The following is a 23,755-nucleotide window of genomic DNA, read 5'->3' as shown; positions in this document are numbered from 1 at the left end:
CACATTCTTAAAGCAATTGCTTATACAATAGCTAAATTAATGAATGGTTCACATCAATACCTTGACGACAGTACACACCACGATTTTTGTTTATTTAGCTACAAAAAAAGGGCCTGGAGTCACCTCGAAAGAGATCATCCTGCCCTTCATTCATCTTATTAAGTTAGACTAACTCAATAATCGCCATTTTAGCACCGTCACCGCGACGCTCTCCAAGTTTTAATACGCGAGTATATCCACCTTGGCGGTCTTCGTAACGTTTTGCGACATCATTAAATAACTTTTGTACAGCATCTTCAGTTTCGCTTGCATCTTTACGATAAAGGAATGAAGCTGCTTGACGGCGAGCATGAAGGTCACCACGTTTACCTAATGTAATCATTTTCTCAACTACTGAACGTAGATCTTTAGCTTTCGCTTCAGTTGTTTCAATGCGTTCATGAATAATCAAGTCAGTTGCAAGGTTACGAAGTAATGCCATACGTGCATCAGTCGTTCTCCCTAGTTTTCTAGCCATCGATTATCCCTCCTTTTATTTAAATCTCGATCAAGATTTAAGACTATTCTTCTTTACGAAGCCAAGCCCTAAGTCTGTTAACTTATTCTTCACTTCTTCAAGTGATTTACGACCTAAGTTACGAACTTTCATCATATCGTCCTCAGATTTATCGGCAAGTTCTTGTACAGAGTTAATACCTGCACGCTTTAAGCAATTATAAGAGCGAACGGATAAATCTAATTCTTCGATCGTCATTTCTAATACTTTTTCTTTTTGGTCTTCTTCTTTTTCGATCATGATTTCCGCATTTTGTGCTTCATCAGTTAAACCAACAAAGATATTTAAGTGTTCTGTCAGAATCTTCGCACCTAAAGACGTTGCTTCTTCAGGACGAATACTTCCGTCAGTCCATACATCTAATGTTAATTTATCGAAATTAGTCATCTGACCAACACGTGTATTTTCCACTTGGAATGTACAACGTGTGACTGGAGTGAAGATCGAATCCACTGGAATAACTCCAATTGGCTGATCGTCATGATTGTTGACGTCTGCCGGGCGGTAGCCACGACCACGCTCTGCAGTCATTTTCATACGCAAGTGCGCATTCGAACCTAAAGTGGCGATGTGTAATTCCGGATTAAGAATTTCTACATCACTATCATAAGTAATGTCCGCAGCCGTTACAACACCTTCTCCTGACACATCAATTTCAAGCGTCTTTGTCTCTTCTGAGTAGATCTTAAGCGCTAATTTTTTGAGGTTCAGAATGATTGTTGTCACATCTTCAACAACCCCATCGATTGTTGAGAATTCATGAAGGACGCCATCGATTTGGATAGATGTCACTGCAGCACCTGGTAATGAGGATAATAGAATACGACGTAAGGAGTTTCCTAGTGTAGTCCCATATCCACGTTCTAGTGGTTCTACGACAAATTTTCCAAAAGTAGCATCATCAGCGATCTCTACAATTTCTATTTTCGGTTTTTCGATTTCAATCATTAATAAAACCCTCCTTTGAACGTCGAAACCCCGGTTAGACGATTGTCTAACCGAAATTCCTCAGGTAGGCAGTTCCCGTATCTGCACTATCTTTTATTCGTATTTTTCTGTCAGTACTTTTCTGCTTAATTAAAACCGTTAAAGTTTTAAGTCTTTAATCTGTTTTACCGAAAGCATTTATCATCCATTATAGACAAGCTGACAAATCCTATACGGATAAAATTATACACGGCGACGTTTTGGTGGGCGACAACCATTGTGAGGAACTGGTGTTACGTCGACAATGGCAGTAACTTCGATACCTGCAGCTTGAAGTGAACGAATAGCAGCTTCACGACCAGCACCAGGACCTTTAACAGTTACTTCTAATGATTTAATACCGTTCTCTTGTGCAGATTTTGCTGCAGTTTCAGCTGCCATTTGCGCTGCAAATGGCGTAGATTTACGTGAACCTTTGAAACCTAATGCACCAGCACTGCTCCAAGCAATGGCATTACCTTGAACATCAGTAATTGTGACGATAGTGTTGTTAAATGTTGAACGGATATGTGCAATACCCGTCTCAATATTCTTTTTCACACGCTTCTTACGTGTATTAGTTTTACGAGCCATTAGAATCATTAACCTCCTTTATAGCTTATTTCTTTTTGTTAGCGATTGTTTTACTTGGTCCTTTACGTGTACGTGCGTTGTTCTTAGTCTTTTGACCGCGAACTGGCAACCCACGACGGTGGCGTAAGCCACGGTATGAACCGATCTCAATTAGACGTTTAATGTTAAGTGAAACTTCACGACGAAGATCCCCTTCAGTATTAAACTTGTCTACTTCTGTACGAATACGTGTTAACTCATCTTCAGTTAAATCACGTACACGTGTATCTTCTGATACATCAGCAGCTTTAAGAATATCTTGAGCTGTTTTCTTCCCGATACCATAAATATAAGTTAAAGAAATTACTACACGTTTCTCACGTGGAACATCAATACCTGCAATACGTGCCATACTATCGTTGCACCTCCTTATTGATTAGCCTTGTTTTTGTTTATGCTTAGGGTTTTCGCAAATTACCATAACTTTTCCGTTACGACGAATAACCTTACATTTTTCGCATATTGGTTTTACAGATGGTCTTACCTTCATCACCCATACCTCCTCTATATTCGGAGCTTATCATTATTTATAACGGTACGTAATACGCCCTCTTGTTAAATCATATGGAGAAAGTTCAACCGTTACTTTGTCTCCAGGTAAGATTCGGATAAAGTGCATACGAATTTTACCAGACACATGTGCTAGAACGGTGTGACCATTCTCTAATTCAACTTTGAACATTGCATTAGGTAACGTGTCAACCACGGTACCTTCTACTTCAATTGCATCGTCTTTGGCCATTGAGTTGATCTCCCTTCTTCAAATCAGTCACTACTTCTTTGACAAATTTTGATATAGCAAACCGTAGCTTACCATTCGTAACGCGACCTGTTTCTAGAAGGCTATTTTGAACCTCTGGAGATATATAATTCATCGGTACGATGTGACTAAAGTTCTTCTTCTTTGGTCGATCATACTTCCGTTTCTCTCCGTCTGCAAGCAGCACAAAATGATCATCAACAATCTCTATGACGATGGCAAATTGACCTGCTTCTCGTCCTTTGAAGATTTGAACTACTTGACCGATCTTGGGACGCGACTCCGTATCATTCAAACATGATCACCTTCACTTAAGTTTTTGTTATAAGATAACGAACTTATTTGTTCAAACATGTTGATTCTCAAGCTTATATTCTACCATGTTTTTGTGCACACGTCCAACGATTAGAATTATATCCGAACCAAGAACGGTGCTAAGTTTATCTAATTTCGAGACCAAAAGTAGCCTCTAATCATCACTTGATGATTGCTATATCATTGGTGCAAATCTAACCACGACATGACGGACATGTTCGTGGCAAATTTCGCACGATAACAGTTTATGCCAACGTTTGAAGTTGCTTGTCTACGTCTTCAAACACAACATTAATGTCTTGATCACCATTTATGTTCACAAGATAGTTTTTGTCTTCATAAAAATCTAGTAGTGGTTGTTGCTGAGCAATGTTCACTTCTAGACGTTTAGAAACCGTTTCAGGACGATCATCTTCCCGTTGGATAAGATCAGCTCCATCATTGTCACACTTTCCTTCAACCTTTGGTGGGTTGTAAAGAACGTGATAAGTCGCACCACATTCTGGGCAAACACGACGACCAGTTAAACGATCGACAAGCTTTTCCTGTGGTACATCAACATGTAAAACATAATCTAGTGGTGAGTCAAGTTCTTTCAATAAATTCTCAAGTGCTTCTGCTTGCGCAATCGTACGTGGGAACCCATCTAACAAGAAACCTTTCTCACAATCCGGTTTTTGTAATCGTTCTTTAACGATCCCAATGGTTACTTCATCAGGGACTAGTTCTCCTTGATCCATAAATGCCTTTGCTTTTTTACCAAGGTCAGTTCCTTCTTTAATTGCTGAACGGAACATATCTCCAGTCGAAATATGAGGGATCTGATATTTTTCTACTATCTTTTCAGCTTGTGTACCTTTTCCGGCACCTGGAAGACCCATTAGAATTAAATTCACTGCAATTCCCCTCGCTCTCATTTCATTCACATAGTTGTAGCGACTATTTATTTAATAAAGCCTTTATAATGGCGTTTTACTAATTGACTTTCTAGTTGTTTCATTGTTTGAAGTGCTACACCAACAACGATTAGCATGCTTGTACCGCCAATTTGGACAGACTGTGGAAGTCCCGCAAGTCCACCTAAAATAATTGGTAATACAGCGACTGTAGCTAAGAAAATCGCCCCTACAAAGGTTAAACGATAAAGAACGCGAGTAAGATACGTTTCAGTTTTCTTACCAGGACGGATACCAGGAATGTAACCACCTTGTTTTTTCAAGTTCTCTGCCATTTGCTCAGGGTTAGACTGAACAAATGTGTAGAAATATGAAAAGGCAATGATAAGAACAACATAGATGACCATACCAATCGGTTGCGTATAATCAAAGATGCGTTCGATGGTACTAGCAAAACCGCCATCGAAGAACCCTGCAATCGTTCTAGGTGCCATAATGAATGACACAGAGAAAATAACAGGAATAACACCTGCTGTATTCACCTTCAGTGGTAAGTGTGTTGAATGACCACCTACTGGCGAACGATTAACTAAACGTTTCGCATATTGAATGGGAATTTTCCGTGTTGCTTGTTGGATGAAGATAACACCAACTGTAACACCTAATACAACTAACGCAATCAAGGCAACGATGACAACGTTAATAAATAACTCGTCATCACTTACACCTGTAAAATATTGCGCGATAATTTGGTTGATTGTATTTGGAATAGCAGCAACAATACCTGCAAAGATAATAATTGAAATGCCGTTCCCAACACCGTATGCAGTAATTTGCTCACCTAACCACATTAAGAAAGCTGTCCCTGCTGTTAATACAAGTGCAATGACTAAGAATTTATCCACGCCCGGATCAGCGATTAAACCGCCGCCAACCATAGCATTAAATCCGATTGACATAGCAATTGCTTGAATAAAAGCAAGCACAATCGTTGCATAACGTGTCACTTGAGCTAATTTCCGACGACCAACTTCACCTTGTTTTTTCCACTCAGCAAACTTTGGTACGACATCCATTTGTAACAACTGCATAATAATTGAGGCCGTGATGTATGGCATAATCCCCATAGCTAAAATGGAGAAGTTTTGTAACGCCCCGCCTCCAAATGTGTTTAGGAATCCAAACACATTCTGTTGTTCATTCATCATACCTAACGCGGTGCGATCAGTGAAAGGTACCGGGATAAAGGTACCTAACCGAAACACAACCAACATTAGTAATGTAAATAAAATTTTGTCTCTGATATCCTTCACACGAAAGAAATTCGAGATTGTTTGGAACATTAGATCACCTCAGTTTGACCGCCCGCTGCCTCAATAGCTTCTTTTGCTGAAGCTGAGAACTTGTGAGCTTTTACAGTAAGTTTCTTATCAATCGAACCATTGCCAAGAACTTTAATGCCAGCTTTTAACTTGCTTACAAGACCTGTTTCAAGTAAAAGCTCAGGTGTTACCTCTGTACCTTCTTCAAATGTATTTAGTGCTGCTAAATTAATGACAGCATATTCTTTACGGTTGATATTTGTAAAACCGCGTTTTGGTAAACGTTGGAATAAAGGCATTTGGCCCCCTTCGAACCCTGGGCGAGTACCGCCGCCTGAACGAGAGTTTTGACCGCCATGTCCGCGACCTGAAGTCTTTCCGTTACCAGAGGACATTCCACGACCTACACGATTTCTGCTCTTGCGAGTTTGTGATGGCTTCAATTCATGAAGTTTCATGCGAGCACCTCCTCTTTGCGCTAAATTAATTTACTTCTTTCACCGTTACTAAGTGTGATACTTTATTGATGATACCTCGTACCGCAGGTGTATCTTCACGTACAACGGATTGATTTACTTTGTTCAAGCCTAAGGCTTTAACAGTTTGCTTTTGTGTTTCAGTTCTACCGATAACACTGCGCGTGAGGGTAATTTCTAACTTATTAGCCATTTATTTTCCCTCCTTATCCTAACAGTTCTTCTACTGATTTACCGCGTAATTTGGCGATGTGTTCAGCAGGCTTAAGTTCAGATAAACCTTGAACAGTTGCACGTACCATGTTGATTGGTGTGTTTGATCCTAATGACTTAGAAACGATATCACCAACACCAGCTAATTCTAGTACGGCACGAACTGGTCCACCAGCGATAACTCCAGTACCTTCTGGAGCTGGTTTGATTAAAATGCTTCCAGCACCAAAGCGTCCAGTGATTTCGTGAGGTGTAGTAGTACCTACACGTGGAACTTCGATTAAGTTTTTCTTAGCGTCATCGATTGCTTTTCTAATAGCATCTGGAACTTCCTGTGCTTTACCAGTACCAAAGCCAACGTGACCATTTTTATCTCCTACAACCACTAAAGCCGCAAAACGGAAACGACGTCCACCTTTTACTACTTTAGCTACACGGTTGATTGTAACAACGCGTTCTTCTAAATCTAAATTGTTTGGGTCGATATAGTTACGCAATGTGTGTCCCTCCTTTTACTATTAAAATTCAAGACCTGCTTCACGGGCAGCATCTGCTAATGCTTGTACACGTCCGTGATAGAGGTATCCTCCACGGTCAAATACCACGTTTTTGTGGCCTTTATCTAATGCGCGAGTCGCGATTAATGTTCCTACTTGTTTAGCAGCTTCAACGTTACCAGTAGCTTCGCCTTCGAATGCTTTGTCAACAGTTGATGCACTAGCTAAAGTTACACCATTTACATCATCAATTAATTGTGCGTAAATGTTTTTGTTTGAACGGTATACGTTTAAACGTGGACGTTCAGGCGTACCAAAAAGGTTTTTACGTACACGTAAATGTCTTTTCTTACGCACCATGTTTTTGTCTGGCTTTGTGATCATCTAGGTCACTCCTTTCTGTTCCCTAACTAACCTAACGTGAATTAAGTTATCAGATTAAGCTGCCTTATTTAGCAGTTTTACCTTCTTTACGACGAACATATTCGTCAACGTAGCGAATCCCTTTACCTTTGTAAGGTTCTGGCTTACGTACGGCACGAATGTCAGCTGCTACAGCACCGACTAATTGCTTGTCGATCCCTTTAACAATAACTTTTGTGTTCGCAGGTACTTCAATTTCAATACCTTCTGGTTGGTCAATCTCAACTGGGTGAGAATAACCAGCGTTTAATACAAGCTTAGTTCCTTGCTTTGCAGCACGGTAACCAACACCTTGGATTTCTAATGCTTTTTCATAGCCTTTGTGTACACCTTCAACCATATTTGCGATCAGGCTGCGAGTTGTACCGTGTAAAGCTTTGTGTAATTTATTATCTGACGGTCTTGCAACCGTTAATTCATTACCATCGATGTTAATTGTCATATCTTCGTGAAGTTGACGTGTTAAAGTTCCTTTAGGACCTTTCACTGTCACAAAGTTGTTCTCATTTTTGATTTCAACGCCTTCAGGAATTACGATAACTTTAAGACCTATACGTGACATCTACATGGCACCTCCTATCTTAATTAAAAACTACTTACCAAACGTACGCGAGAACCTCGCCACCAATGGCTTGTTCACGTGCTTCTTTATCTGTAAGAATACCTTTTGAAGTTGAAACGACTGCGATACCAAGTCCGTTAAGTACACGTGGAAGCTCATCAGCTTTCGCGTAAACACGTAGACCAGGTTTAGAAATACGTTTCAAACCAGTAATTACACGTTCATCAGCTGCACCGTATTTCAAGAACATACGAAGTACACCTTGTTTATCATCTTTAATCACTTCGTAATCGCGAATAAAGCCCTCACGTTTTAAAATATCTGCAATCTGAGTCTTGATGTTTGATGCAGGAAGCTCAAGCTTCTCATGGCGGACCATATTAGCATTACGAATACGTGTTAACATATCTGCAATTGGATCTGACATTGTCATAAAATTTACCTCCTTCCTCAATCGGGTTTTACCAGCTTGCTTTTTTGACACCAGGAATTTGACCTTTATAGGCAAGTTCACGGAAACAAATACGGCAAAGTTTGAATTTACGATAAACTGAGTGTGGACGCCCACAACGCTCACAGCGGGTATACTCTTGTACTGGGTACTTAGCTGTCCGCTTTTGTTTTGCAATCATAGATTTTTTAGCCACTATTTTCCCTCCTTGTTTTAGCCTGTTAGCTTATTTTTGGAAAGGCATGCCAAGTGAAGTGAGTAATTCACGAGCTTCTTCGTCAGTGTTAGCTGTTGTAACGATGACGATATCCATACCGCGAACCTTGCTTACTTGATCATAATCTATTTCCGGGAAAATCAATTGTTCTTTCACACCTAATGTGTAGTTTCCACGACCATCGAATGCTTTTTTAGAAATACCACGGAAGTCACGTACACGTGGAAGAGAAACATCAATAAGTTTTTGTAAAAACTCATACATACGCTCACCACGAAGGGTTACTTTAGCCCCGATTGGCATACCCTCACGTAAACGGAATCCTGCAATTGATTTTTTAGCTTTTGTGATTAATGGTTGTTGACCTGAAAGCAGCTTTAACTCTTCTACAGCAGCATCAAGTGCTTTTGTGTTCTGTACTGCATCACCAACACCCATGTTGATTACGATTTTTTCTACTTTCGGTACTTCCATTACCGAATCATAGTTAAATTTTTCTGTTAGAGATGATACGATATCATTTTGGTACTTTGCTTTTAATGCGTTCATCTGAGTAGCCCTCCTTTCGTCGCTAATTATTTATCTAACGCTTCACCAGATTTTTTAGCGATTCGAACTTTCTTTCCATCACGATCTTCATATCCGACACGAGTTGGCTCGCCTGATTTAGGATCAATTGGTAATACATTAGAAACATGGATCGGCGCTTCTTGTTCAAGAATACCGCCCTGTGGATTATCTTGTGAAGGTTTTTGGTGTTTCTTAACGATATTCACACCTTCAACAAGTACACGTTCTTTCTTTGGGTATGCTTCAAGGATGACACCTTGTTTACCCTTATCTTTACCAGATAACACTTGTACTTTATCACCTTTTTTTACATGCATGCTAGACGCACCTCCTTACAAGGCTTTTCATTAAAACGATTATATTTCACATGTGAGTTGAACTTACAATACCTCTGGTGCTAATGAAACAATCTTCATAAACTTCGCATCACGTAGTTCACGTGCTACAGGTCCAAAGATACGTGTTCCTCTTGGGCTTTTATCATCGCGGATGATAACCGCTGCATTTTCATCAAACTTGATATAAGATCCGTCTTTACGACGCACGCCAGACTTAGTGCGGACGATAACAGCCTTAACAACTTCACCTTTTTTGACAACGCCACCAGGTGTTGCTTGTTTTACTGAACAGACGATCACGTCACCGATATTAGCAGTTTTACGACCAGATCCGCCTAGTACTTTAATAGTTAAGACTTCACGCGCGCCAGAGTTGTCTGCTACTTTCAAACGAGTTTCTTGCTGAATCATACTGTTGTTACCTCCCTTCGGAATCAATCCGAGCGATTCTTTTCAATTAGATAATTACGGCTTCCTCTACTACTTCAACTAGACGGAAACGTTTAGTTTTAGATAGTGGACGAGTTTCCATAATTGTTACGATATCATTAATTTTTGCTTGATTGTTTTCATCATGTGCTTTGTACTTTTTAGAATACTTTACACGCTTACCATATAATTTATGGAATTTATAAGTTTCTACTAATACTGTGATTGTTTTGTCTGTTTTATCAGAAACAACACGACCAGTATACACTTTACGATTATTACGTTCTGTCATTTGAGGCTAACCTCCTCTCAAGTTTACTAGTTATTTACGCTAAGCTCTCTTTCACGAACGACAGTTTTCATACGAGCAATTGATTTACGAACTTCACGAAGACGTGCAGTGTTCTCCAATTGACCTGTAGCTAACTGGAAGCGTAGGTTGAAGAGCTCTTCTTTTAATGACTTGATTTTTTGTTCAATTTCGGCAGTGGTTAGTTCTCTGATTTCATTAGCCTTCATTGATTTCACCACCAATTTCTTCACGTTTTACAAACTTAGTTTTAATTGGAAGTTTGTGTGATGCTAGACGAAGTGCCTCTCTCGCAACTTCCTCTGAAACTCCCGCGATTTCAAACATAATCTTACCTGGTTTTACTACTGCTACCCATCCTTCAGGAGCACCTTTACCAGAACCCATACGAACTTCTAAAGGTTTTTTAGTGTAAGGCTTGTCTGGGAAAATTTTGATCCAAACTTTACCACCACGTTTCATGTAACGAGTCATCGCAATACGAGCAGACTCGATTTGACGACTTGTAATCCATGCAGCATCAACTGCTTGTAAACCATATTCACCAAATGCTACTTCCGTACCACCTTTGGCTTTACCTTTTAAACTTGTACGATGTTGTCTACGATATTTAACACGTTTAGGCATTAACATAAGTTGTGCCCCCTTCCTTACTTATTATTTTTAGTTGGAAGGACTTCACCACGATAGATCCACACTTTAACACCTAACTTACCGTAAGTAGTGTCTGCTTCTGCAGTACCATAATCGATATCAGCACGAAGTGTGTGTAGTGGAACAGTTCCTTCACTGTAACTTTCCGCACGAGCCATATCTGCGCCACCAAGACGACCAGAAACTTGAGTACGAATACCTTTAGCTCCCATACGCATAGCACGTTGAATAACTTGTTTTTGCGCACGACGGAATGATACACGGTTTTCTAATTGACGAGCAATATTATCTGCTACTAATTTAGCATCGATATCAGGTTTTTTGATTTCAACGATGTTGATATGAACTCGTTTACCTGTTAATTCATTTAATGATTTACGAAGTGCTTCAACTTCAGAACCACCTTTACCAATAACCATACCAGGTTTAGCAGTTGAAATTGAAATATTAACACGATTTGCTGCGCGCTCGATTTCTACTTTAGATACTGAAGCATCTTGTAGACGAGTCTCAACGAAATCACGAATCTTAATATCTTCATGTAATAAGTCTGCATAATCTTTGTCAGCGTACCATTTTGAATCCCAATCACGGATAACGCCAACACGAAGTCCTATCGGATTAACTTTTTGACCCACAGATTATCCCTCCTTCTTTTCTGATACAACCACTGTAATGTGGCTTGTTCTCTTATTGATTGCACTAGCACGGCCTTGGGCACGTGGACGGAAACGTTTAAGGGTAACCCCTTCGTTTACGAATGCTTCTGATACGTAAAGATCTTCTACGTTCATGTCATAATTGTGTTCTGCATTTGCGATCGCAGAGTTTAGTACTTTTTCTACAACTGGGCTTGCACCGCGTTGTGTATTTTTTAAAATTGCAATTGCTTCTCCAACATTTTTGCCTCGAATTAAATCAACGACTAAACGAACCTTGCGAGGAGCAATTCTAACAGTTTTTGCAACAGCTTTTGCTTGCATCAAGAGCGCCTCCTCTCCAATTAGCGTTTTGTTTTCTTGTCATCGCTCGCATGTCCTCTGAACGTGCGTGTCGGTGCGAATTCACCTAATTTGTGTCCAACCATATCTTCTGTTACATAAACCGGTACGTGTTTGCGTCCGTCATAAACAGCAATAGTGTGTCCTACAAAGTTAGGGAAAATAGTAGAACGACGAGACCAAGATTTCACAACTTGTTTCTTGTTGTCCTCGTTCAATTTTTCAACTTTTTTCATTAAATGGTCATCTACGAAAGGTCCCTTTTTTAAACTACGACCCATACATAAACCTCCCTTCGTGATTGTCGGACGGGTGTTAATGCCCGCCTTTCAACCCCGTTATTTTTTACGTTTACGAACGATAAATTTATCTGACTGCTTGTTACGTTGACGCGTTTTCTTACCAAGAGTTGGTTTACCCCATGGTGACATTGGTGATTTACGACCGATTGGTGCGCGACCTTCACCACCACCGTGTGGGTGATCATTAGGGTTCATTACAGAACCACGAACGGTTGGGCGGATACCTTTCCAACGTGAACGACCAGCTTTACCAACACGAATAAGTTCATGTTCAACATTACCTACTTGACCGACAGTTGCACGGCAAGTACCTAATACTAAACGAACTTCACCAGAAGATAAACGTACTAATACGTATTTTTCTTCACGGCCTAAAATTTGCGCTTCAGCACCAGCTGAACGAGCTAATTGTCCACCGCGACCTGGTTTTAATTCGATGTTGTGGATAACAGTACCCACTGGAATACTCATAAGTGATAGGGCATTACCTACTTTAATATCTGCATCTTCTCCTGAGAAGATCTGTTGTCCTACTTGAATACCTTTTGGAGCTAAGATGTAACGTTTTTCACCATCTGCATAGTTAATTAACGCAATGTTAGCTGAACGGTTTGGATCGTACTCGACAGTAGCAACGCGACCTGGTATACCATCTTTGTCACGTTTAAAATCGATGACACGGTATTGACGCTTATGGCCACCACCTTGATGACGAACCGTTAATTTACCTTGGTTGTTACGACCACCACGCTTTGAAAGTGGTTGTAATAGTGATTTTTCCGGCTTATCCGTCGTGATTTCTGCGAAATCTGACGTTGACATGTTACGTCTACCGTTAGAAGTTGCTTTATACTTCTTAATCGCCATCTTTATTCCCTCCTTCTCTAACTAATTGAAATTATTCTACTGATTCAAAGAAATCTAGTTCTTTGCTGTCTTCAGATAATTGAACCACAGCTTTTTTACGATTTGGACGGTAACCTCCGTGGCGACCCATGCGCTTGAATTTACCTTTAATGTTAGAAGTATTAATTTTAACAACCTTCACGCCAAAGATTTCTTCAACAGCATCTTTGATTTGATTTTTGTTAGCTTTTGTACTTACTTCAAAAGTATATTTCTTATCAACCATTTGGTCGGCAGAGTGTTCCGTAATAATCGGGCGCTTAATAATATCTCGTGCATCTCTCATTATGCAAGCACCTCCCCTGCTTTTTCCGCTGCATCTTTAGTGATGATCAGCTTGTCATGTGTAAGTAAATCAAGAACATTAAGACCACTTACAGTTAATACCTTAGCATTTGGTAAGTTATTAGCACTCTTAGCTACAACGTCATCTTTATCAGCTGTAACGATTAATACTTTTTCACTTACGTTTAATGCGTCTAGTACCTTTACAACTTCTTTTGTTTTAGGTGCATCAAATGCTAAACCTTCTAAAACAACAAGACTGTTTTCATTTACTTTTGATGAAAGTGCTGATTGAAGTGCTAATCGGCGAACTTTCTTCGGTAATTTATAGCCATAGCTGCGTGGTGTTGGGCCAAATACGACGCCACCGCCAACCCATTGTGGTGAACGGATTGAACCTTGACGGGCACGACCTGTACCTTTTTGACGCCATGGTTTACGACCTCCGCCTGCTACTGCTGAACGATTTTTAACAGCGTGTGTACCTTGACGACGTGATGCTTGTTGCATAACGACCGCATCGTGTAACACATGCTCGTTTGGCTCAATACCAAACACGCTATCGTTTAATTCTACATCCCCTACTTGCGAACCGCTTTGGTTATATAGTGCTACTTTAGGCATGACATATCCTCCTTCGGTTATTATTTGCTAGCCTTTATTGCACTCGTAATTTTCACGAATGATTTTTTAGGTCCAGGAACGTTACCTTTTACTAATAGAAGATTACGCTCTGCATCTACTTTTACTACTTCAAGGTTTTGAAGAGTTGTTACAACGCTACCCATGTGTCCAGGTAATTTTTTACCCTTCATAACACGCGCAGGCTCTGCAGCTGCTCCCATTGAACCTGGTGCTCTGTGGAAATGTGAGCCGTGCCCCATTGGTCCACGTTGTTGATTGTGGCGCTTAATCGCACCTTGGAAACCTTTACCTTTTGATGTACCTGTTACATCAATAATATCTCCAGCTTGGAATGCCTCTACGTTGATTTCTTGACCTACTTCATACTCATCAAGATTCACGTTACGGAATTCACGAATGAAGCGCTTAGGAGTAGTGCTCGCTTTTGCAGCATGTCCTGTCGCTGGCTTGTTTGCATTAACCGGTTTTTGGTCTGCAAACCCAACTTGAATCGCTTCATAGCCGTCGTTTTCTAAAGTTCTTTTTTGCAATACCACGTTAGGTTCTGCTTGAACTACTGTTACTGGAATTAATTCGCCATCTTCACTAAAGATCTGTGTCATGCCGACTTTACGACCTAAGATTCCTTTCGTCATCCGTTACACCTCCTATAAATTGTATAAATTATAATTTGATTTCGATATCCACACCAGACGGTAAGTCTAAACGCATAAGCGCATCCACTGTTTGTGGTGTTGGATTAACAATATCAATTAAACGTTTGTGCGTACGCATCTCGAATTGCTCGCGAGAATCTTTGTACTTGTGCACCGCACGTAAAATTGTATACACTGATCTTTCTGTTGGTAACGGGATTGGACCCGATACACCAGCACCTGAACGCTTAGCAGTGCTTACGATTTTTTCAGCTGACTGATCAAGAATACGGTGATCATAAGCTTTTAAACGAATTCTGATTTTCTCATTTGCCATTATTTTCCCTCCTTTTCGCCCATTTTAATAATAGACATTCTCCGCGGAAATTTCTAAGCTACCTTACCCATGGCAAAGGGGCCGGGTGTGCCAACAACCTTCCACATCATCGCCTTTAATGACCAACATTGTTCATTATATAGAATAACAACCCCGATTGCAAGGGAAAACAACAAAAATATCAACTTTTTTTCATAGTTTTTTTAGCGGGCGCTTTCATTGACACATCACCGTTTCAAAGGCACCCACGTCAAATTTCAAATGAGCCATTTTCATTGTTTCTTCGCTAGTATTCTATTTCTTTTTGCACTGTGTTCTAGCCCATTATTATAGTGCTTGATTTTTATGAATATAACCATCTTATCTTTCTCTGCTTTAATCGTCTATCCCTAGATCTATATAATAGAAGCAATGCGATGAGCAACACCCACTCTACCTGACGTAAAACTTCCCAAATAAAAAAAGGCAGCACCGAAGTGCTACCTTTTCTTTATGAAAGTAAGTAAAACTTACTTAGTGATTGTTGCTACAACACCAGCGCCTACAGTACGGCCACCCTCACGGATAGAGAACTTAGTACCTTCTTCAATAGCGATTGGTGAGATTAATTCTACAGTCATTTCTACGTTGTCACCAGGCATAACCATTTCAACGCCTTCAGGAAGACGGATTATACCAGTTACGTCAGTTGTACGGAAGTAGAACTGTGGACGGTAGTTATCGAAGAATGGCGTATGACGTCCACCTTCTTCTTTTGATAATACATAAACTTCCGCTTGGAAAGTTGTATGTGGAGTGATTGTACCTGGCTTAGCAAGTACTTGACCACGGTTGATGTCTTCACGAGCAACACCACGTAGTAACGCACCAATGTTGTCACCAGCTTCAGCATAATCAAGAAGCTTACGGAACATCTCAACACCTGTTACAGTAGTTTTAGATGGCTCTTCAGCAAGACCGATGATTTCGATTTCGTCACCAACTTTAACTACACCACGCTCAACACGTCCTGTAGCTACAGTACCACGACCAGTGATTGAGAATACGTCCTCAACTGGCATCATGAATGGCTTTTCAACGTCACGGTCTGGACGAGGGATATACTCATCAACAGCATCCATTAGTTCATAAATAGCATTTACATATTGCTCTTCGCCTTCAAGTGCTTTAAGAGCTGAACCTTTGATGACTGGTACATCATCACCTGGGAAGTCATACTCAGATAATAGGTCACGAACTTCCATTTCTACTAATTCAAGAAGTTCTTCGTCGTCTACCATGTCACATTTGTTTAAGAATACAACAATAGCAGGTACACCTACTTGACGAGAAAGTAAGATGTGCTCACGAGTTTGTGGCATTGGACCATCAGCAGCAGATACTACTAAGATCGCACCATCCATTTGTGCAGCACCAGTGATCATGTTTTTAACATAGTCAGCGTGTCCTGGGCAGTCTACGTGTGCATAGTGACGCGTATCAGTTTCGTACTCAACGTGTGCAGTTGAGATTGTGATCCCACGTTCACGTTCTTCTGGCGCACCATCGATTTGGTCGTAAGCCATTGCTGTACCGAAACCAGATTTGTTGTGTAATACAGTAGAGATTGCTGCAGTTAAAGTTGTTTTACCATGGTCAACGTGTCCGATTGTACCAACGTTAACGTGGTCTTTTGAGCGGTCAAATTTTTCTTTACCCATTATATAATTCCTCCTAAAAATAAATTGTTTTTATTATTTACTTGTATTGTTCGCTTCATTACCTTAGTAATGAAGCTTACAATACAAGTTATACTTTAAATTGCGAAAAAAATCAATTATTGTCCAGTATTTTTCTTGATGATTTCTTCAGAAATACTCTTAGGTACTTCTTCGTAATGATCAAATGTCATCGTGTAAGTACCACGACCTTGTGTGTTTGAACGTAATGCAGTCGCATAACCGAACATTTCTGATAATGGAACATAGGCGCGAACAACTTGTGCTGTACCACGTGCTTCCATACCATCCACACGTCCACGGCGTGATGTTACATCACCCATGATATCACCCATGTATCTTCAGGAATAACGATTTCAACACTCATCATTGGCTCAAGAATAACAGGATTACATTTGTTTTTCGCGTTCTTAAGCGCCATAGAAGCCGCTACTTTAAACGCTGTTTCGTTAGAGTCGACATCGTGGTAAGAACCATCGTAAAGTGTCGCTTTAACGTCGATCAATGGATAACCAGCTAAAACACCGTTTTCCAATGACTCTTTAATACCTGACTCAACAGCTGGTACGTATTCACGAGGAACGACACCACCAACGATGTTGTTAACGAATTCGAATCCAGCACCTTCTTCGTTTGGCTCAAACTTAACCCAAACGTGACCATACTGTCCACGACCACCTGATTGGCGGACGAACTTACCTTCAACTTCCGCAGATCCACGGAATGTTTCACGGTAAGATACTTGAGGAGCACCAACGTTAGCTTCAACTTTAAATTCACGTCTCATACGATCAACAATGATATCAAGGTGTAATTCACCCATACCAGAGATGATTGTTTGTCCCGTTTCAATGTTTGTTTCTGTTCTGAATGTTGGATCCTCTTCAGCTAATTTACCTAATGCAATTGACATTTTGTCTTGGTCTGCTTTAGATTTTGGTTCAATAGCTACAGAAATAACCGGTTCTGGGAATTCCATTGATTCTAAGATAACAAGTTCCTTCTCATCACATAGAGTATCGCCAGTACTTGTATCTTTTAAACCTACCGCACCAGCAATATCGCCAGCGTATACTTCTGAAATTTCTTCACGTGAGTTAGCGTGCATTTGTAGGATACGACCTACACGTTCACGTTTACCTTTAGAAGAGTTTTGTACATAAGAACCAGCCTTTAATGTACCAGAGTATACACGGAAGAAAGTAAGTTTACCTACGAATGGATCTGTCGCAACTTTAAACGCTAAAGCTGAGAACGGTTCTGAATCATCCGCATGACGTTGAATGGCTTCATCAGTTTCAGGAACAATCCCTTCGATTGCTTCGATGTCAAGTGGTGATGGCAAGTAATCTACTACACCATCAATCATTAATTGAACACCTTTATTCTTGAAGGCAGAACCTACGAAGACTGGGTAGAACTCAACAGAAAGCGTCGCTTTACGAATCGCTGCTTTGATTTCATCTTCAGTAAACTCTTCACCTTCAAGATAACGCATCATCATATCTTCATCTAATTCAGCAACAGCTTCAATTAGACCTTGACGAAGTTCTTCTGCTTGATCTTTAAGATCTTCAGGAATTTCTTTTGCTTCTGCACGGGTACCTAAATCATCTTCATAGAAGTAGGCTTCCATAGAAACAAGGTCAATAATTCCGTTAAAATCATCTTCAGCACCAATTGGATATTGAACTGGGTGCGCATTCGCCCCAAGACGGTCTTTTAATGTACCGACTGAGTATAGGAAGTCTGCACCTGTTTTATCCATTTTGTTGATGAATACAATACGAGGTACCCCGTATGTAGTCGCTTGGCGCCAAACTGTTTCAGTTTGTGGTTCTACACCTGATTGAGCATCAAGTACAGTTACCGCACCATCAAGTACACGAAGTGAACGTTCTACCTCTACAGTGAAGTCCACGTGTCCTGGTGTATCGATAATGTTAATTCGGTGACCTTTCCACTGAGCAGTTGTTGCAGCAGAGGTAATAGTGATACCACGCTCTTGCTCTTGTTCCATCCAGTCCATTTGTGAAGCACCTTCGTGCGTTTCACCAATTTTGTGGATACGACCTGTGTAGAATAAAATACGCTCAGTAGTTGTTGTTTTACCGGCATCGATGTGAGCCATGATTCCGATATTACGCGTATTCTCCAAGGAGAATTCTCTAGGCATATGTGTTTCTCCTTCCTTTATTTCAATCTAGTTTATTATTAACAAGTGAACCTAAGCTGTTTGTTCATAGGAACAAACCAAATCAGATTACCAACGATAGTGAGCAAATGCTTTATTCGCTTCAGCCATTTTATGCATGTCTTCACGTTTCTTAACTGCTGCACCAGTGTTGTTAGATGCATCAAGAATTTCGTTTGCTAGGCGTTCTTCCATTGTTTTTTCTCCGCGTAAGCGAGAGTAGTTCACAATGTAACGAAGACCTAAAGCTTGACGACGCTCTGGACGTACTTCAACTGGTACTTGGTAGTTAGAACCACCAACACGGCGAGCACGTACTTCAAGTACAGGCATAACATTTTTCATTGCTTGTTCGAATACTTCAATCGCAGGTTGACCGCTACGTTCTTGAACAAGATCGAATGCTGAATAAAGAATTTTTTGTGACTTACCTCTTTTACCGTCAACCATCATTTGGTTGATTAAACGAGTAACAAGTTTAGAGTTGTGTAACGGATCAGGTAAGACATCACGTTTAGCTACAGGACCTTTACGTGGCATAGTCTAACCTCCTTTCATCTATTTATAGTTATTATTAAACATTCATTACTTTTTCTCTTTTGGACGCTTCGTACCGTATTTAGAACGACCTTGCATACGTCCATCAACACCAGCAGTATCTAATGCACCACGAACGATATGGTAGCGCACACCAGGTAAATCTTTTACACGTCCCCCACGGATAAGAACAACACTGTGCTCTTGTAGGTTGTGACCAATACCAGGGATATATGCTGTAACTTCAATACCGTTAGTTAAACGAACACGCGCATACTTACGTAGGGCCGAGTTCGGTTTCTTAGGCGTTAATGTACCTACACGTGTACAAACACCGCGCTTTTGTGGAGATGATTGGTTAGTCAGTGACTTTTTGAAACTGTTATAACCTTTATTCAAAGCTGGTGAGTCAGATTTTTTAGACTTAGACACACGACCTTTACGGACTAATTGATTAATAGTTGGCATAACTTTTTTCCTCCTCTCATTACTTTTTGTAATACCACACATCCAGGTGGTTCATTTATAAGCAAAAAACAAAGTTTTCATGAATTAACACCGTTAATTCACCAAAACTCTATTGCTTTATCGCTACGGCTGCTGTTCCTACTTCAATTCCGCAAGCTTTCCCAAGTTTAATCTTAGAGTCCACCATTGTATACGGAATATCCATTTTTTCTACTAGCTGTAGAAGTTTCTCAATCATGAACGGATCAACATCCGATGCAATGATCACTTCTTCTACGTGCCCGCTCTTAATCGCTTTAATTGTTTGTTTTGTACCAACAACTAATTGATTTTTAGCTTGGGTAACTTTTTCATAAGACATTTACATATCCTCCAAAGCCATGAAGGTAACAGAAGCACCTTGAATATAGTACCACGTATGAAAAGTAATTGTCAACTCAAAATATAAAAGTTCGACAACTATTTTCATCAGCGCGTAGCACGAATTCAAGGGCCCTTCGTTTTACCTTAATACCATTTATTCAATCGTTTCTTTCGCTTCTGTTTCTTCTTCTACTACATTCACTACCGGTATTTCTGTCTGCGCTTGGATCTTGCGGTAACGTTGCATCCCTGTACCTGCAGGCACAAGCTTACCGATGATGACATTCTCTTTAAGGCCGAGTAATTCATCGCGTTTTCCTTTGATTGCTGCATCCGTTAATACCCGTGTTGTTTCTTGGAATGATGCGGCAGATAAGAATGAGTCAGTTTCAAGTGAAGCTTTTGTAATACCGAGTAAGACTGGGCGTCCAACAGCTGGCTCATCACCATTCATTAACGCTTTCTTATTCGCATCTTTAAATTGGTGAATTTCAAGTAAGGCACCTGGTAAAACATCTGTATTACCAGACTCTGTGACACGTACTTTACGCAACATTTGACGTACCATGACCTCAACGTGCTTGTCGCCAATTTCCACCCCTTGCATACGGTATACTTTTTGCACCTCTTTAAGGAGATACGACTGAACACCGTCTACACCTTGGAACTTCAGTAACTCTTTTGGATCAATTGAACCTTCTGTGAGAGCTTCACCAGAAACAACCTCATCCCCAATTTCCACCTTCACGCGCGCACCGTAAGGAACGGTATACGTACGTGGTTCAATGATACCTTGAACAACAATTTCTTGTTTATCTTTTACTTCAGTAATATCTGTCACTGTACCTTCGATTTCACTGATGAGCGCTTGACCTTTCGGATTACGCGCTTCAAAGATCTCTTGGATACGCGGTAAACCTTGTGTGATATCACTACCCGCTACACCACCGGTGTGGAATGTACGCATTGTTAACTGTGTACCAGGCTCACCAATTGATTGAGCGGCGATAATACCAACAGCTTCCCCAACTTCAACCTCTTGACCCGTCGCAAGGTTACGTCCGTAACACTTCTTACACGCACCATGTTTCGTGTTACATGTAAAGACTGTACGAATAAGACTTCGTCGATACCAGCTTCGTCGATAAGACGGGCAGTATCCTCATTAATGACCTCATTCTTCTCAATCATTACCGCACCTGTTTCAGGATGTTTCACCGTCTCAAATGCTGTACGACCAATTAAACGGTCAATTAATGGCTCGATAATCTCGGTTCCTTCAGTAATCGCCTGCACCGGAAGACCACGGTCAGTGTGACAATCATCTTCACGGATAATGACATCTTGAGCAACATCAACGAGACGACGGGTTAAGTAACCAGAGTCGCTGTCTTCAGGGCGGTATCGGCAAGACCTTTACGCGCACCGTGAGTTGAAATAAAGTATTCTAAGACCGTTAAACCTTCACGGAAACTGGACTTAATCGGTAACTCGATAATACGACCAGCCGGGTTGGCCATCAGACCACGCATACCAGCAAGTTGCGTAAAGTTCGATGCGTTACCACGGGCACCAGAGTCACTCATCATAAAGATTGGGTTACGGTGGCTAAGTGATTTCATCAATTTCTCTTGAATAACATCTTTCGCTTGTGACCAGATAGAAATAACGCGTTCATAGCGTTCATCTTCTGTGATCAGACCACGACGGAATTGTTTCATAACTTTATCTACTTTCGTTTGTGCTTCTTCAAGGATTTCTTTCTTCTCTTCAAGTACAACGATGTCAGCAACACCTACAGTGATACCGGCTTTTGTAGAGTATTTGAAACCTAAGTCCTTCATACGGTCAAGCATCTTAGATGTTTCACTAATCTTGAATTTCTTAAACACTTCAGCAATGATATCCCCTAAGATCCCTTTCTTAAATGGTAAGATACGTTCACGCTTTTGAATTTCTTCTTTTACATTTGTCCCTTTTGGTACAAAGTAATGCGCAGGCGTTTCTACCTCTAAATTGTGCATCGTCGGTTCATTCATATATGGGAATGATGGTGGTAAGATTGAATTAAAGATTAATTTACCGACTGTCGTTAACAACAATTGGCTATTTTGCTCTTCAGTAAACCTTGGGTTATTGAGTGATGATGCTTGAACGGCAATACGCGTGTGTAAATGAACATAACCATTTTGATACGCAATCATCGCTTCATCCATATCTTTCACGATCAACCCTTCACCAATTGCTCCTTCACGTTCTAAGGTTAAGTAATAGTTACCTAATACCATATCCTGTGATGGTGTAACAACCGGCTTACCATCTTTCGGGTTAAGAATATTTTGTGCTGCTAGCATTAAAATGCGCGCTTCTGCCTGAGCTTCTGCCGATAACGGTACGTGAACAGCCATCTGGTCACCATCAAAGTCAGCGTTATACGCTGTACATACTAATGGGTGCAAACGAATCGCACGCCCCTCAACAAGGGTTGGCTCGAACGCTTGAATACCTAAACGGTGAAGCGTTGGGGCACGGTTTAGGAGTACTGGGTGTTCTCTAATAACATCCTCTAATACTTCCCAAATCTCATCATGCAGGCGTTCAATCTTACGTTTAGCTGATTTAATGTTGTGCGCAAGACCACGCTCAACGAGTTCTCTCATAATAAACGGCTTGAACAATTCAACCGCCATTTCTTTCGGTAAACCACACTGATACATCTTCAAGTTTGGTCCAACAACGATAACCGAACGACCTGAATAGTCGACACGTTTACCTAATAAGTTTTGACGGAAACGCCCTTGCTTACCTTTAAGCATATGGGATAGCGATTTTAACGGACGGTTACCTGGTCCAGTTACTGGACGGCCACGGCGACCATTGTCAATTAAGGCATCCACAGCTTCTTGAAGCATACGCTTCTCATTTTGTACAATAATCGTTGGTGCACCCAAATCTAATAGACGCTTCAAACGATTGTTACGGTTAATCACACGACGATATAAGTCGTTTAAGTCTGATGTCGCAAAACGTCCGCCATCAAGCTGAACCATTGGACGTAGTTCCGGCGGAATGATTGGCAAGACATCTAAAACCATCCATGAAGGATCATTACCAGAATGTCTAAACGCTTCAACGACTTCTAAACGTTTAATCGCACGCGTACGACGTTGACCTTGAGCTGATTTTAACTCTTCACGAAGCATATCTGCTTCTTTGTCTAAGTCTAAATCTTGTAAGATTTTTTTGACCGCTTCTGCGCCCATTTGCGCCTGGAAACTTTGTCCGTACTTATCACGGTACGCACGATATTCTCTTTCAGATAACAATTGTTTCTTTTCAAGTGCTGTATCACCAGCATCTGTCACTATATAAGCCGCAAAGTAAATAACTTCTTCAAGCGCACGCGGTGACATATCAAGGACAAGTCCCATACGACTCGGAATCCCTTTAAAGTACCAAATATGTGATACAGGTGCGGCGAGTTCAATGTGACCCATACGTTCACGACGTACTTTTGCCTTTGTGACTTCTACACCACAACGGTCACAAACAACACCTTTATAACGGACACGTTTGTACTTTCCACAGTGACATTCCCAGTCCTTCGTTGGACCGAAAATTCTCTCACAGAATAAACCATCTTTTTCTGGTTTTAACGTACGATAGTTAATCGTTTCTGGCTTTTTAACTTCCCCAAATGACCATGACCGAATTTTGTCTGGTGATGCCAAACCTATTTTCATAAATTCGAAATTATTTACATCTAGCAAGGGGTC

The 23,755-nt window shown here is 40.7% G+C and carries 34 protein-coding genes and 2 pseudogenes; all 36 read right to left on the bottom strand.

What is annotated here, in order from left to right:
• Positions 1–163 precede the first annotated feature (163 nt).
• On the bottom strand, positions 164–517 hold the full coding sequence (gene rplQ / locus JCM19043_RS08865) for a 50S ribosomal protein L17 (protein WP_062321816.1): 354 nt from the start codon (positions 515–517) through the stop codon (positions 164–166).
• A 30-nt stretch (positions 518–547) separates the two neighbouring features.
• On the bottom strand, positions 548–1,504 hold the full coding sequence (locus JCM19043_RS08860; protein ID WP_062321813.1) for a DNA-directed RNA polymerase subunit alpha: 957 nt from the start codon (positions 1,502–1,504) through the stop codon (positions 548–550).
• 222 nt (positions 1,505–1,726) lie between these two features.
• Entirely contained in the window at positions 1,727–2,116 is a 390-nt protein-coding gene (rpsK, locus tag JCM19043_RS08855; RefSeq protein ID WP_062321811.1) for a 30S ribosomal protein S11, read from the bottom strand.
• A gap of 25 nt (positions 2,117–2,141) precedes the next feature.
• Positions 2,142–2,507, bottom strand: a complete 366-nt coding sequence (gene rpsM, locus JCM19043_RS08850; protein WP_062321809.1) for a 30S ribosomal protein S13 — start codon at positions 2,505–2,507, stop codon at positions 2,142–2,144.
• A 24-nt stretch (positions 2,508–2,531) separates the two neighbouring features.
• Positions 2,532–2,645: a 50S ribosomal protein L36 gene (rpmJ, locus tag JCM19043_RS08845; protein ID WP_017473641.1), complete on the bottom strand. Its 114-nt coding sequence runs from the start codon at positions 2,643–2,645 to the stop codon at positions 2,532–2,534.
• A gap of 33 nt (positions 2,646–2,678) precedes the next feature.
• The gene (gene infA / locus JCM19043_RS08840; RefSeq protein ID WP_062321807.1) at positions 2,679–2,897 is read right to left on the bottom strand and encodes a translation initiation factor IF-1; all 219 of its coding nucleotides are present in this window, start codon (positions 2,895–2,897) and stop codon (positions 2,679–2,681) included.
• A complete protein-coding gene (locus JCM19043_RS08835) occupies positions 2,875–3,210 on the bottom strand; it encodes a KOW domain-containing RNA-binding protein (protein WP_062321805.1) in 336 nt (111 codons plus the stop codon). The genes infA and JCM19043_RS08835 overlap by 23 nt, the downstream gene beginning before the upstream one ends.
• A gap of 265 nt (positions 3,211–3,475) precedes the next feature.
• Entirely contained in the window at positions 3,476–4,126 is a 651-nt protein-coding gene (locus JCM19043_RS08830; RefSeq protein ID WP_062321802.1) for an adenylate kinase, read from the bottom strand.
• 47 nt (positions 4,127–4,173) lie between these two features.
• A complete protein-coding gene (secY, locus tag JCM19043_RS08825; RefSeq protein ID WP_062321800.1) occupies positions 4,174–5,469 on the bottom strand; it encodes a preprotein translocase subunit SecY in 1,296 nt (431 codons plus the stop codon).
• Positions 5,469–5,906 (bottom strand): 50S ribosomal protein L15, encoded by a 438-nt coding sequence (gene rplO, locus JCM19043_RS08820; RefSeq protein WP_062321798.1) that lies wholly within the window; start codon positions 5,904–5,906, stop codon positions 5,469–5,471. The genes secY and rplO overlap by 1 nt, the downstream gene beginning before the upstream one ends.
• Positions 5,907–5,931: 25 nt before the next feature.
• Complete coding sequence (gene rpmD, locus JCM19043_RS08815) at positions 5,932–6,117, bottom strand: 50S ribosomal protein L30 (protein WP_062321796.1); 186 nt, start codon at positions 6,115–6,117, stop codon at positions 5,932–5,934.
• Positions 6,118–6,130: 13 nt separating this feature from the next.
• A complete protein-coding gene (rpsE, locus tag JCM19043_RS08810) occupies positions 6,131–6,622 on the bottom strand; it encodes a 30S ribosomal protein S5 (RefSeq protein ID WP_369813832.1) in 492 nt (163 codons plus the stop codon).
• Between the two features lie 33 nt (positions 6,623–6,655).
• On the bottom strand, positions 6,656–7,018 hold the full coding sequence (rplR, locus tag JCM19043_RS08805) for a 50S ribosomal protein L18 (protein WP_062321792.1): 363 nt from the start codon (positions 7,016–7,018) through the stop codon (positions 6,656–6,658).
• A 64-nt stretch (positions 7,019–7,082) separates the two neighbouring features.
• Positions 7,083–7,619: a 50S ribosomal protein L6 gene (rplF, locus tag JCM19043_RS08800; protein WP_062321790.1), complete on the bottom strand. Its 537-nt coding sequence runs from the start codon at positions 7,617–7,619 to the stop codon at positions 7,083–7,085.
• A gap of 34 nt (positions 7,620–7,653) precedes the next feature.
• Positions 7,654–8,052, bottom strand: a complete 399-nt coding sequence (gene rpsH / locus JCM19043_RS08795; RefSeq protein WP_062321788.1) for a 30S ribosomal protein S8 — start codon at positions 8,050–8,052, stop codon at positions 7,654–7,656.
• 28 nt (positions 8,053–8,080) lie between these two features.
• Positions 8,081–8,266 (bottom strand): type Z 30S ribosomal protein S14, encoded by a 186-nt coding sequence (locus JCM19043_RS08790; protein WP_062321786.1) that lies wholly within the window; start codon positions 8,264–8,266, stop codon positions 8,081–8,083.
• Positions 8,267–8,296: 30 nt separating this feature from the next.
• Positions 8,297–8,836 carry a 50S ribosomal protein L5 gene (rplE, locus tag JCM19043_RS08785; protein WP_062321784.1) on the bottom strand — a complete coding sequence of 180 codons (540 nt, stop codon included), beginning with the start codon at positions 8,834–8,836 and terminating at the stop codon, positions 8,297–8,299.
• 26 nt (positions 8,837–8,862) lie between these two features.
• Positions 8,863–9,174: a 50S ribosomal protein L24 gene (rplX, locus tag JCM19043_RS08780; RefSeq protein WP_062321782.1), complete on the bottom strand. Its 312-nt coding sequence runs from the start codon at positions 9,172–9,174 to the stop codon at positions 8,863–8,865.
• 63 nt (positions 9,175–9,237) lie between these two features.
• Positions 9,238–9,606, bottom strand: a complete 369-nt coding sequence (rplN, locus tag JCM19043_RS08775) for a 50S ribosomal protein L14 (protein ID WP_062321780.1) — start codon at positions 9,604–9,606, stop codon at positions 9,238–9,240.
• Between the two features lie 46 nt (positions 9,607–9,652).
• Entirely contained in the window at positions 9,653–9,916 is a 264-nt protein-coding gene (gene rpsQ, locus JCM19043_RS08770; protein ID WP_062321778.1) for a 30S ribosomal protein S17, read from the bottom strand.
• A 26-nt stretch (positions 9,917–9,942) separates the two neighbouring features.
• Positions 9,943–10,143 (bottom strand): 50S ribosomal protein L29, encoded by a 201-nt coding sequence (gene rpmC, locus JCM19043_RS08765; RefSeq protein ID WP_018934219.1) that lies wholly within the window; start codon positions 10,141–10,143, stop codon positions 9,943–9,945.
• On the bottom strand, positions 10,133–10,567 hold the full coding sequence (rplP, locus tag JCM19043_RS08760; protein ID WP_062321776.1) for a 50S ribosomal protein L16: 435 nt from the start codon (positions 10,565–10,567) through the stop codon (positions 10,133–10,135). Before rplP ends, rpmC begins: the two co-directional genes overlap by 11 nt.
• Before the next feature lie 17 nt (positions 10,568–10,584).
• Entirely contained in the window at positions 10,585–11,226 is a 642-nt protein-coding gene (gene rpsC, locus JCM19043_RS08755) for a 30S ribosomal protein S3 (protein WP_062321774.1), read from the bottom strand.
• A gap of 3 nt (positions 11,227–11,229) precedes the next feature.
• Positions 11,230–11,571, bottom strand: a complete 342-nt coding sequence (gene rplV / locus JCM19043_RS08750; protein WP_062321772.1) for a 50S ribosomal protein L22 — start codon at positions 11,569–11,571, stop codon at positions 11,230–11,232.
• A gap of 20 nt (positions 11,572–11,591) precedes the next feature.
• The gene (gene rpsS, locus JCM19043_RS08745) at positions 11,592–11,870 is read right to left on the bottom strand and encodes a 30S ribosomal protein S19 (RefSeq protein WP_062321770.1); all 279 of its coding nucleotides are present in this window, start codon (positions 11,868–11,870) and stop codon (positions 11,592–11,594) included.
• Between the two features lie 57 nt (positions 11,871–11,927).
• Entirely contained in the window at positions 11,928–12,758 is an 831-nt protein-coding gene (gene rplB / locus JCM19043_RS08740) for a 50S ribosomal protein L2 (RefSeq protein WP_062321769.1), read from the bottom strand.
• A 31-nt stretch (positions 12,759–12,789) separates the two neighbouring features.
• Positions 12,790–13,083 (bottom strand): 50S ribosomal protein L23, encoded by a 294-nt coding sequence (gene rplW / locus JCM19043_RS08735; protein ID WP_062321767.1) that lies wholly within the window; start codon positions 13,081–13,083, stop codon positions 12,790–12,792.
• Complete coding sequence (rplD, locus tag JCM19043_RS08730; protein WP_062321764.1) at positions 13,083–13,706, bottom strand: 50S ribosomal protein L4; 624 nt, start codon at positions 13,704–13,706, stop codon at positions 13,083–13,085. The genes rplW and rplD overlap by 1 nt, the downstream gene beginning before the upstream one ends.
• A 20-nt stretch (positions 13,707–13,726) precedes the next feature.
• Positions 13,727–14,362: a 50S ribosomal protein L3 gene (gene rplC / locus JCM19043_RS08725; protein WP_062321762.1), complete on the bottom strand. Its 636-nt coding sequence runs from the start codon at positions 14,360–14,362 to the stop codon at positions 13,727–13,729.
• A 28-nt stretch (positions 14,363–14,390) separates the two neighbouring features.
• Complete coding sequence (gene rpsJ, locus JCM19043_RS08720; RefSeq protein WP_062321760.1) at positions 14,391–14,699, bottom strand: 30S ribosomal protein S10; 309 nt, start codon at positions 14,697–14,699, stop codon at positions 14,391–14,393.
• 509 nt (positions 14,700–15,208) lie between these two features.
• Entirely contained in the window at positions 15,209–16,399 is a 1,191-nt protein-coding gene (gene tuf / locus JCM19043_RS08715) for an elongation factor Tu (protein WP_062321758.1), read from the bottom strand.
• 116 nt (positions 16,400–16,515) lie between these two features.
• Positions 16,516–18,593, bottom strand: a pseudogene (gene fusA / locus JCM19043_RS08710) (elongation factor G).
• An 87-nt stretch (positions 18,594–18,680) separates the two neighbouring features.
• Positions 18,681–19,151 (bottom strand): 30S ribosomal protein S7, encoded by a 471-nt coding sequence (gene rpsG, locus JCM19043_RS08705; RefSeq protein ID WP_062321755.1) that lies wholly within the window; start codon positions 19,149–19,151, stop codon positions 18,681–18,683.
• A 45-nt stretch (positions 19,152–19,196) separates the two neighbouring features.
• A complete protein-coding gene (rpsL, locus tag JCM19043_RS08700; protein ID WP_062321752.1) occupies positions 19,197–19,616 on the bottom strand; it encodes a 30S ribosomal protein S12 in 420 nt (139 codons plus the stop codon).
• A 109-nt stretch (positions 19,617–19,725) separates the two neighbouring features.
• Positions 19,726–19,977 carry a 50S ribosomal protein L7ae-like protein gene (locus tag JCM19043_RS08695; protein WP_062321750.1) on the bottom strand — a complete coding sequence of 84 codons (252 nt, stop codon included), beginning with the start codon at positions 19,975–19,977 and terminating at the stop codon, positions 19,726–19,728.
• 156 nt (positions 19,978–20,133) lie between these two features.
• Positions 20,134–23,749, bottom strand: a pseudogene (gene rpoC / locus JCM19043_RS08690) (DNA-directed RNA polymerase subunit beta').
• Positions 23,750–23,755 lie beyond the last annotated feature (6 nt).

The sequence above is a fragment of the Halolactibacillus sp. JCM 19043 genome, from assembly GCF_001310395.1.
In the GTDB taxonomy this organism is placed as follows: Bacteria; Bacillota; Bacilli; order Bacillales; family Amphibacillaceae; genus Halolactibacillus; species Halolactibacillus miurensis.
The sequence above is the reverse complement of the archived record's forward strand: the minus strand, read 5'-3'. Positions and strand labels throughout refer to the sequence as shown.

Bases quoted from the DNA above. Each gene is read 5' to 3' on its own strand.
- rpsH (WP_062321788.1), bottom strand. From the start codon at position 8,052: ATGACAATGTCAGATCCAATTGCAGATATGTTAACACGTATTCGTAAT.
- rplC (WP_062321762.1), bottom strand. From the start codon at position 14,362: ATGACGAAAGGAATCTTAGGTCGTAAAGTCGGCATGACACAGATCTTT.
- rplV (WP_062321772.1), bottom strand. From the start codon at position 11,571: ATGCAAGCAAAAGCTGTTGCAAAAACTGTTAGAATTGCTCCTCGCAAG.
- rplX (WP_062321782.1), bottom strand. From the start codon at position 9,174: ATGCATGTAAAAAAAGGTGATAAAGTACAAGTGTTATCTGGTAAAGAT.
- rpmJ (WP_017473641.1), bottom strand. From the start codon at position 2,645: ATGAAGGTAAGACCATCTGTAAAACCAATATGCGAAAAATGTAAGGTT.
- rplO (WP_062321798.1), bottom strand. From the start codon at position 5,906: ATGAAACTTCATGAATTGAAGCCATCACAAACTCGCAAGAGCAGAAAT.
- rpsM (WP_062321809.1), bottom strand. From the start codon at position 2,507: ATGGCACGTATTGCAGGTATTGATGTTCCACGTGAGAAACGTGTAGTA.
- infA (WP_062321807.1), bottom strand. From the start codon at position 2,897: ATGGCCAAAGACGATGCAATTGAAGTAGAAGGTACCGTGGTTGACACG.
- rplD (WP_062321764.1), bottom strand. From the start codon at position 13,706: ATGCCTAAAGTAGCACTATATAACCAAAGCGGTTCGCAAGTAGGGGAT.
- rplP (WP_062321776.1), bottom strand. From the start codon at position 10,567: ATGTTAATGCCTAAACGTGTTAAATATCGTAGACAACATCGTACAAGT.
- rplN (WP_062321780.1), bottom strand. From the start codon at position 9,606: ATGATTCAGCAAGAAACTCGTTTGAAAGTAGCAGACAACTCTGGCGCG.
- rpsL (WP_062321752.1), bottom strand. From the start codon at position 19,616: ATGCCAACTATTAATCAATTAGTCCGTAAAGGTCGTGTGTCTAAGTCT.
- JCM19043_RS08860 (WP_062321813.1), bottom strand. From the start codon at position 1,504: ATGATTGAAATCGAAAAACCGAAAATAGAAATTGTAGAGATCGCTGAT.
- rpsG (WP_062321755.1), bottom strand. From the start codon at position 19,151: ATGCCACGTAAAGGTCCTGTAGCTAAACGTGATGTCTTACCTGATCCG.
- rpsQ (WP_062321778.1), bottom strand. From the start codon at position 9,916: ATGACAGAACGTAATAATCGTAAAGTGTATACTGGTCGTGTTGTTTCT.
- rpmC (WP_018934219.1), bottom strand. From the start codon at position 10,143: ATGAAGGCTAATGAAATCAGAGAACTAACCACTGCCGAAATTGAACAA.
- rplW (WP_062321767.1), bottom strand. From the start codon at position 13,083: ATGAGAGATGCACGAGATATTATTAAGCGCCCGATTATTACGGAACAC.
- rplR (WP_062321792.1), bottom strand. From the start codon at position 7,018: ATGATCACAAAGCCAGACAAAAACATGGTGCGTAAGAAAAGACATTTA.
- tuf (WP_062321758.1), bottom strand. From the start codon at position 16,399: ATGGGTAAAGAAAAATTTGACCGCTCAAAAGACCACGTTAACGTTGGT.
- rplQ (WP_062321816.1), bottom strand. From the start codon at position 517: ATGGCTAGAAAACTAGGGAGAACGACTGATGCACGTATGGCATTACTT.
- rpsJ (WP_062321760.1), bottom strand. From the start codon at position 14,699: ATGGCAAATGAGAAAATCAGAATTCGTTTAAAAGCTTATGATCACCGT.
- rpsK (WP_062321811.1), bottom strand. From the start codon at position 2,116: ATGGCTCGTAAAACTAATACACGTAAGAAGCGTGTGAAAAAGAATATT.
- rplB (WP_062321769.1), bottom strand. From the start codon at position 12,758: ATGGCGATTAAGAAGTATAAAGCAACTTCTAACGGTAGACGTAACATG.
- rplF (WP_062321790.1), bottom strand. From the start codon at position 7,619: ATGTCACGTATAGGTCTTAAAGTTATCGTAATTCCTGAAGGCGTTGAA.
- rpsS (WP_062321770.1), bottom strand. From the start codon at position 11,870: ATGGGTCGTAGTTTAAAAAAGGGACCTTTCGTAGATGACCATTTAATG.
- JCM19043_RS08695 (WP_062321750.1), bottom strand. From the start codon at position 19,977: ATGTCTTATGAAAAAGTTACCCAAGCTAAAAATCAATTAGTTGTTGGT.
- secY (WP_062321800.1), bottom strand. From the start codon at position 5,469: ATGTTCCAAACAATCTCGAATTTCTTTCGTGTGAAGGATATCAGAGAC.
- rpmD (WP_062321796.1), bottom strand. From the start codon at position 6,117: ATGGCTAATAAGTTAGAAATTACCCTCACGCGCAGTGTTATCGGTAGA.
- rplE (WP_062321784.1), bottom strand. From the start codon at position 8,836: ATGAACGCATTAAAAGCAAAGTACCAAAATGATATCGTATCATCTCTA.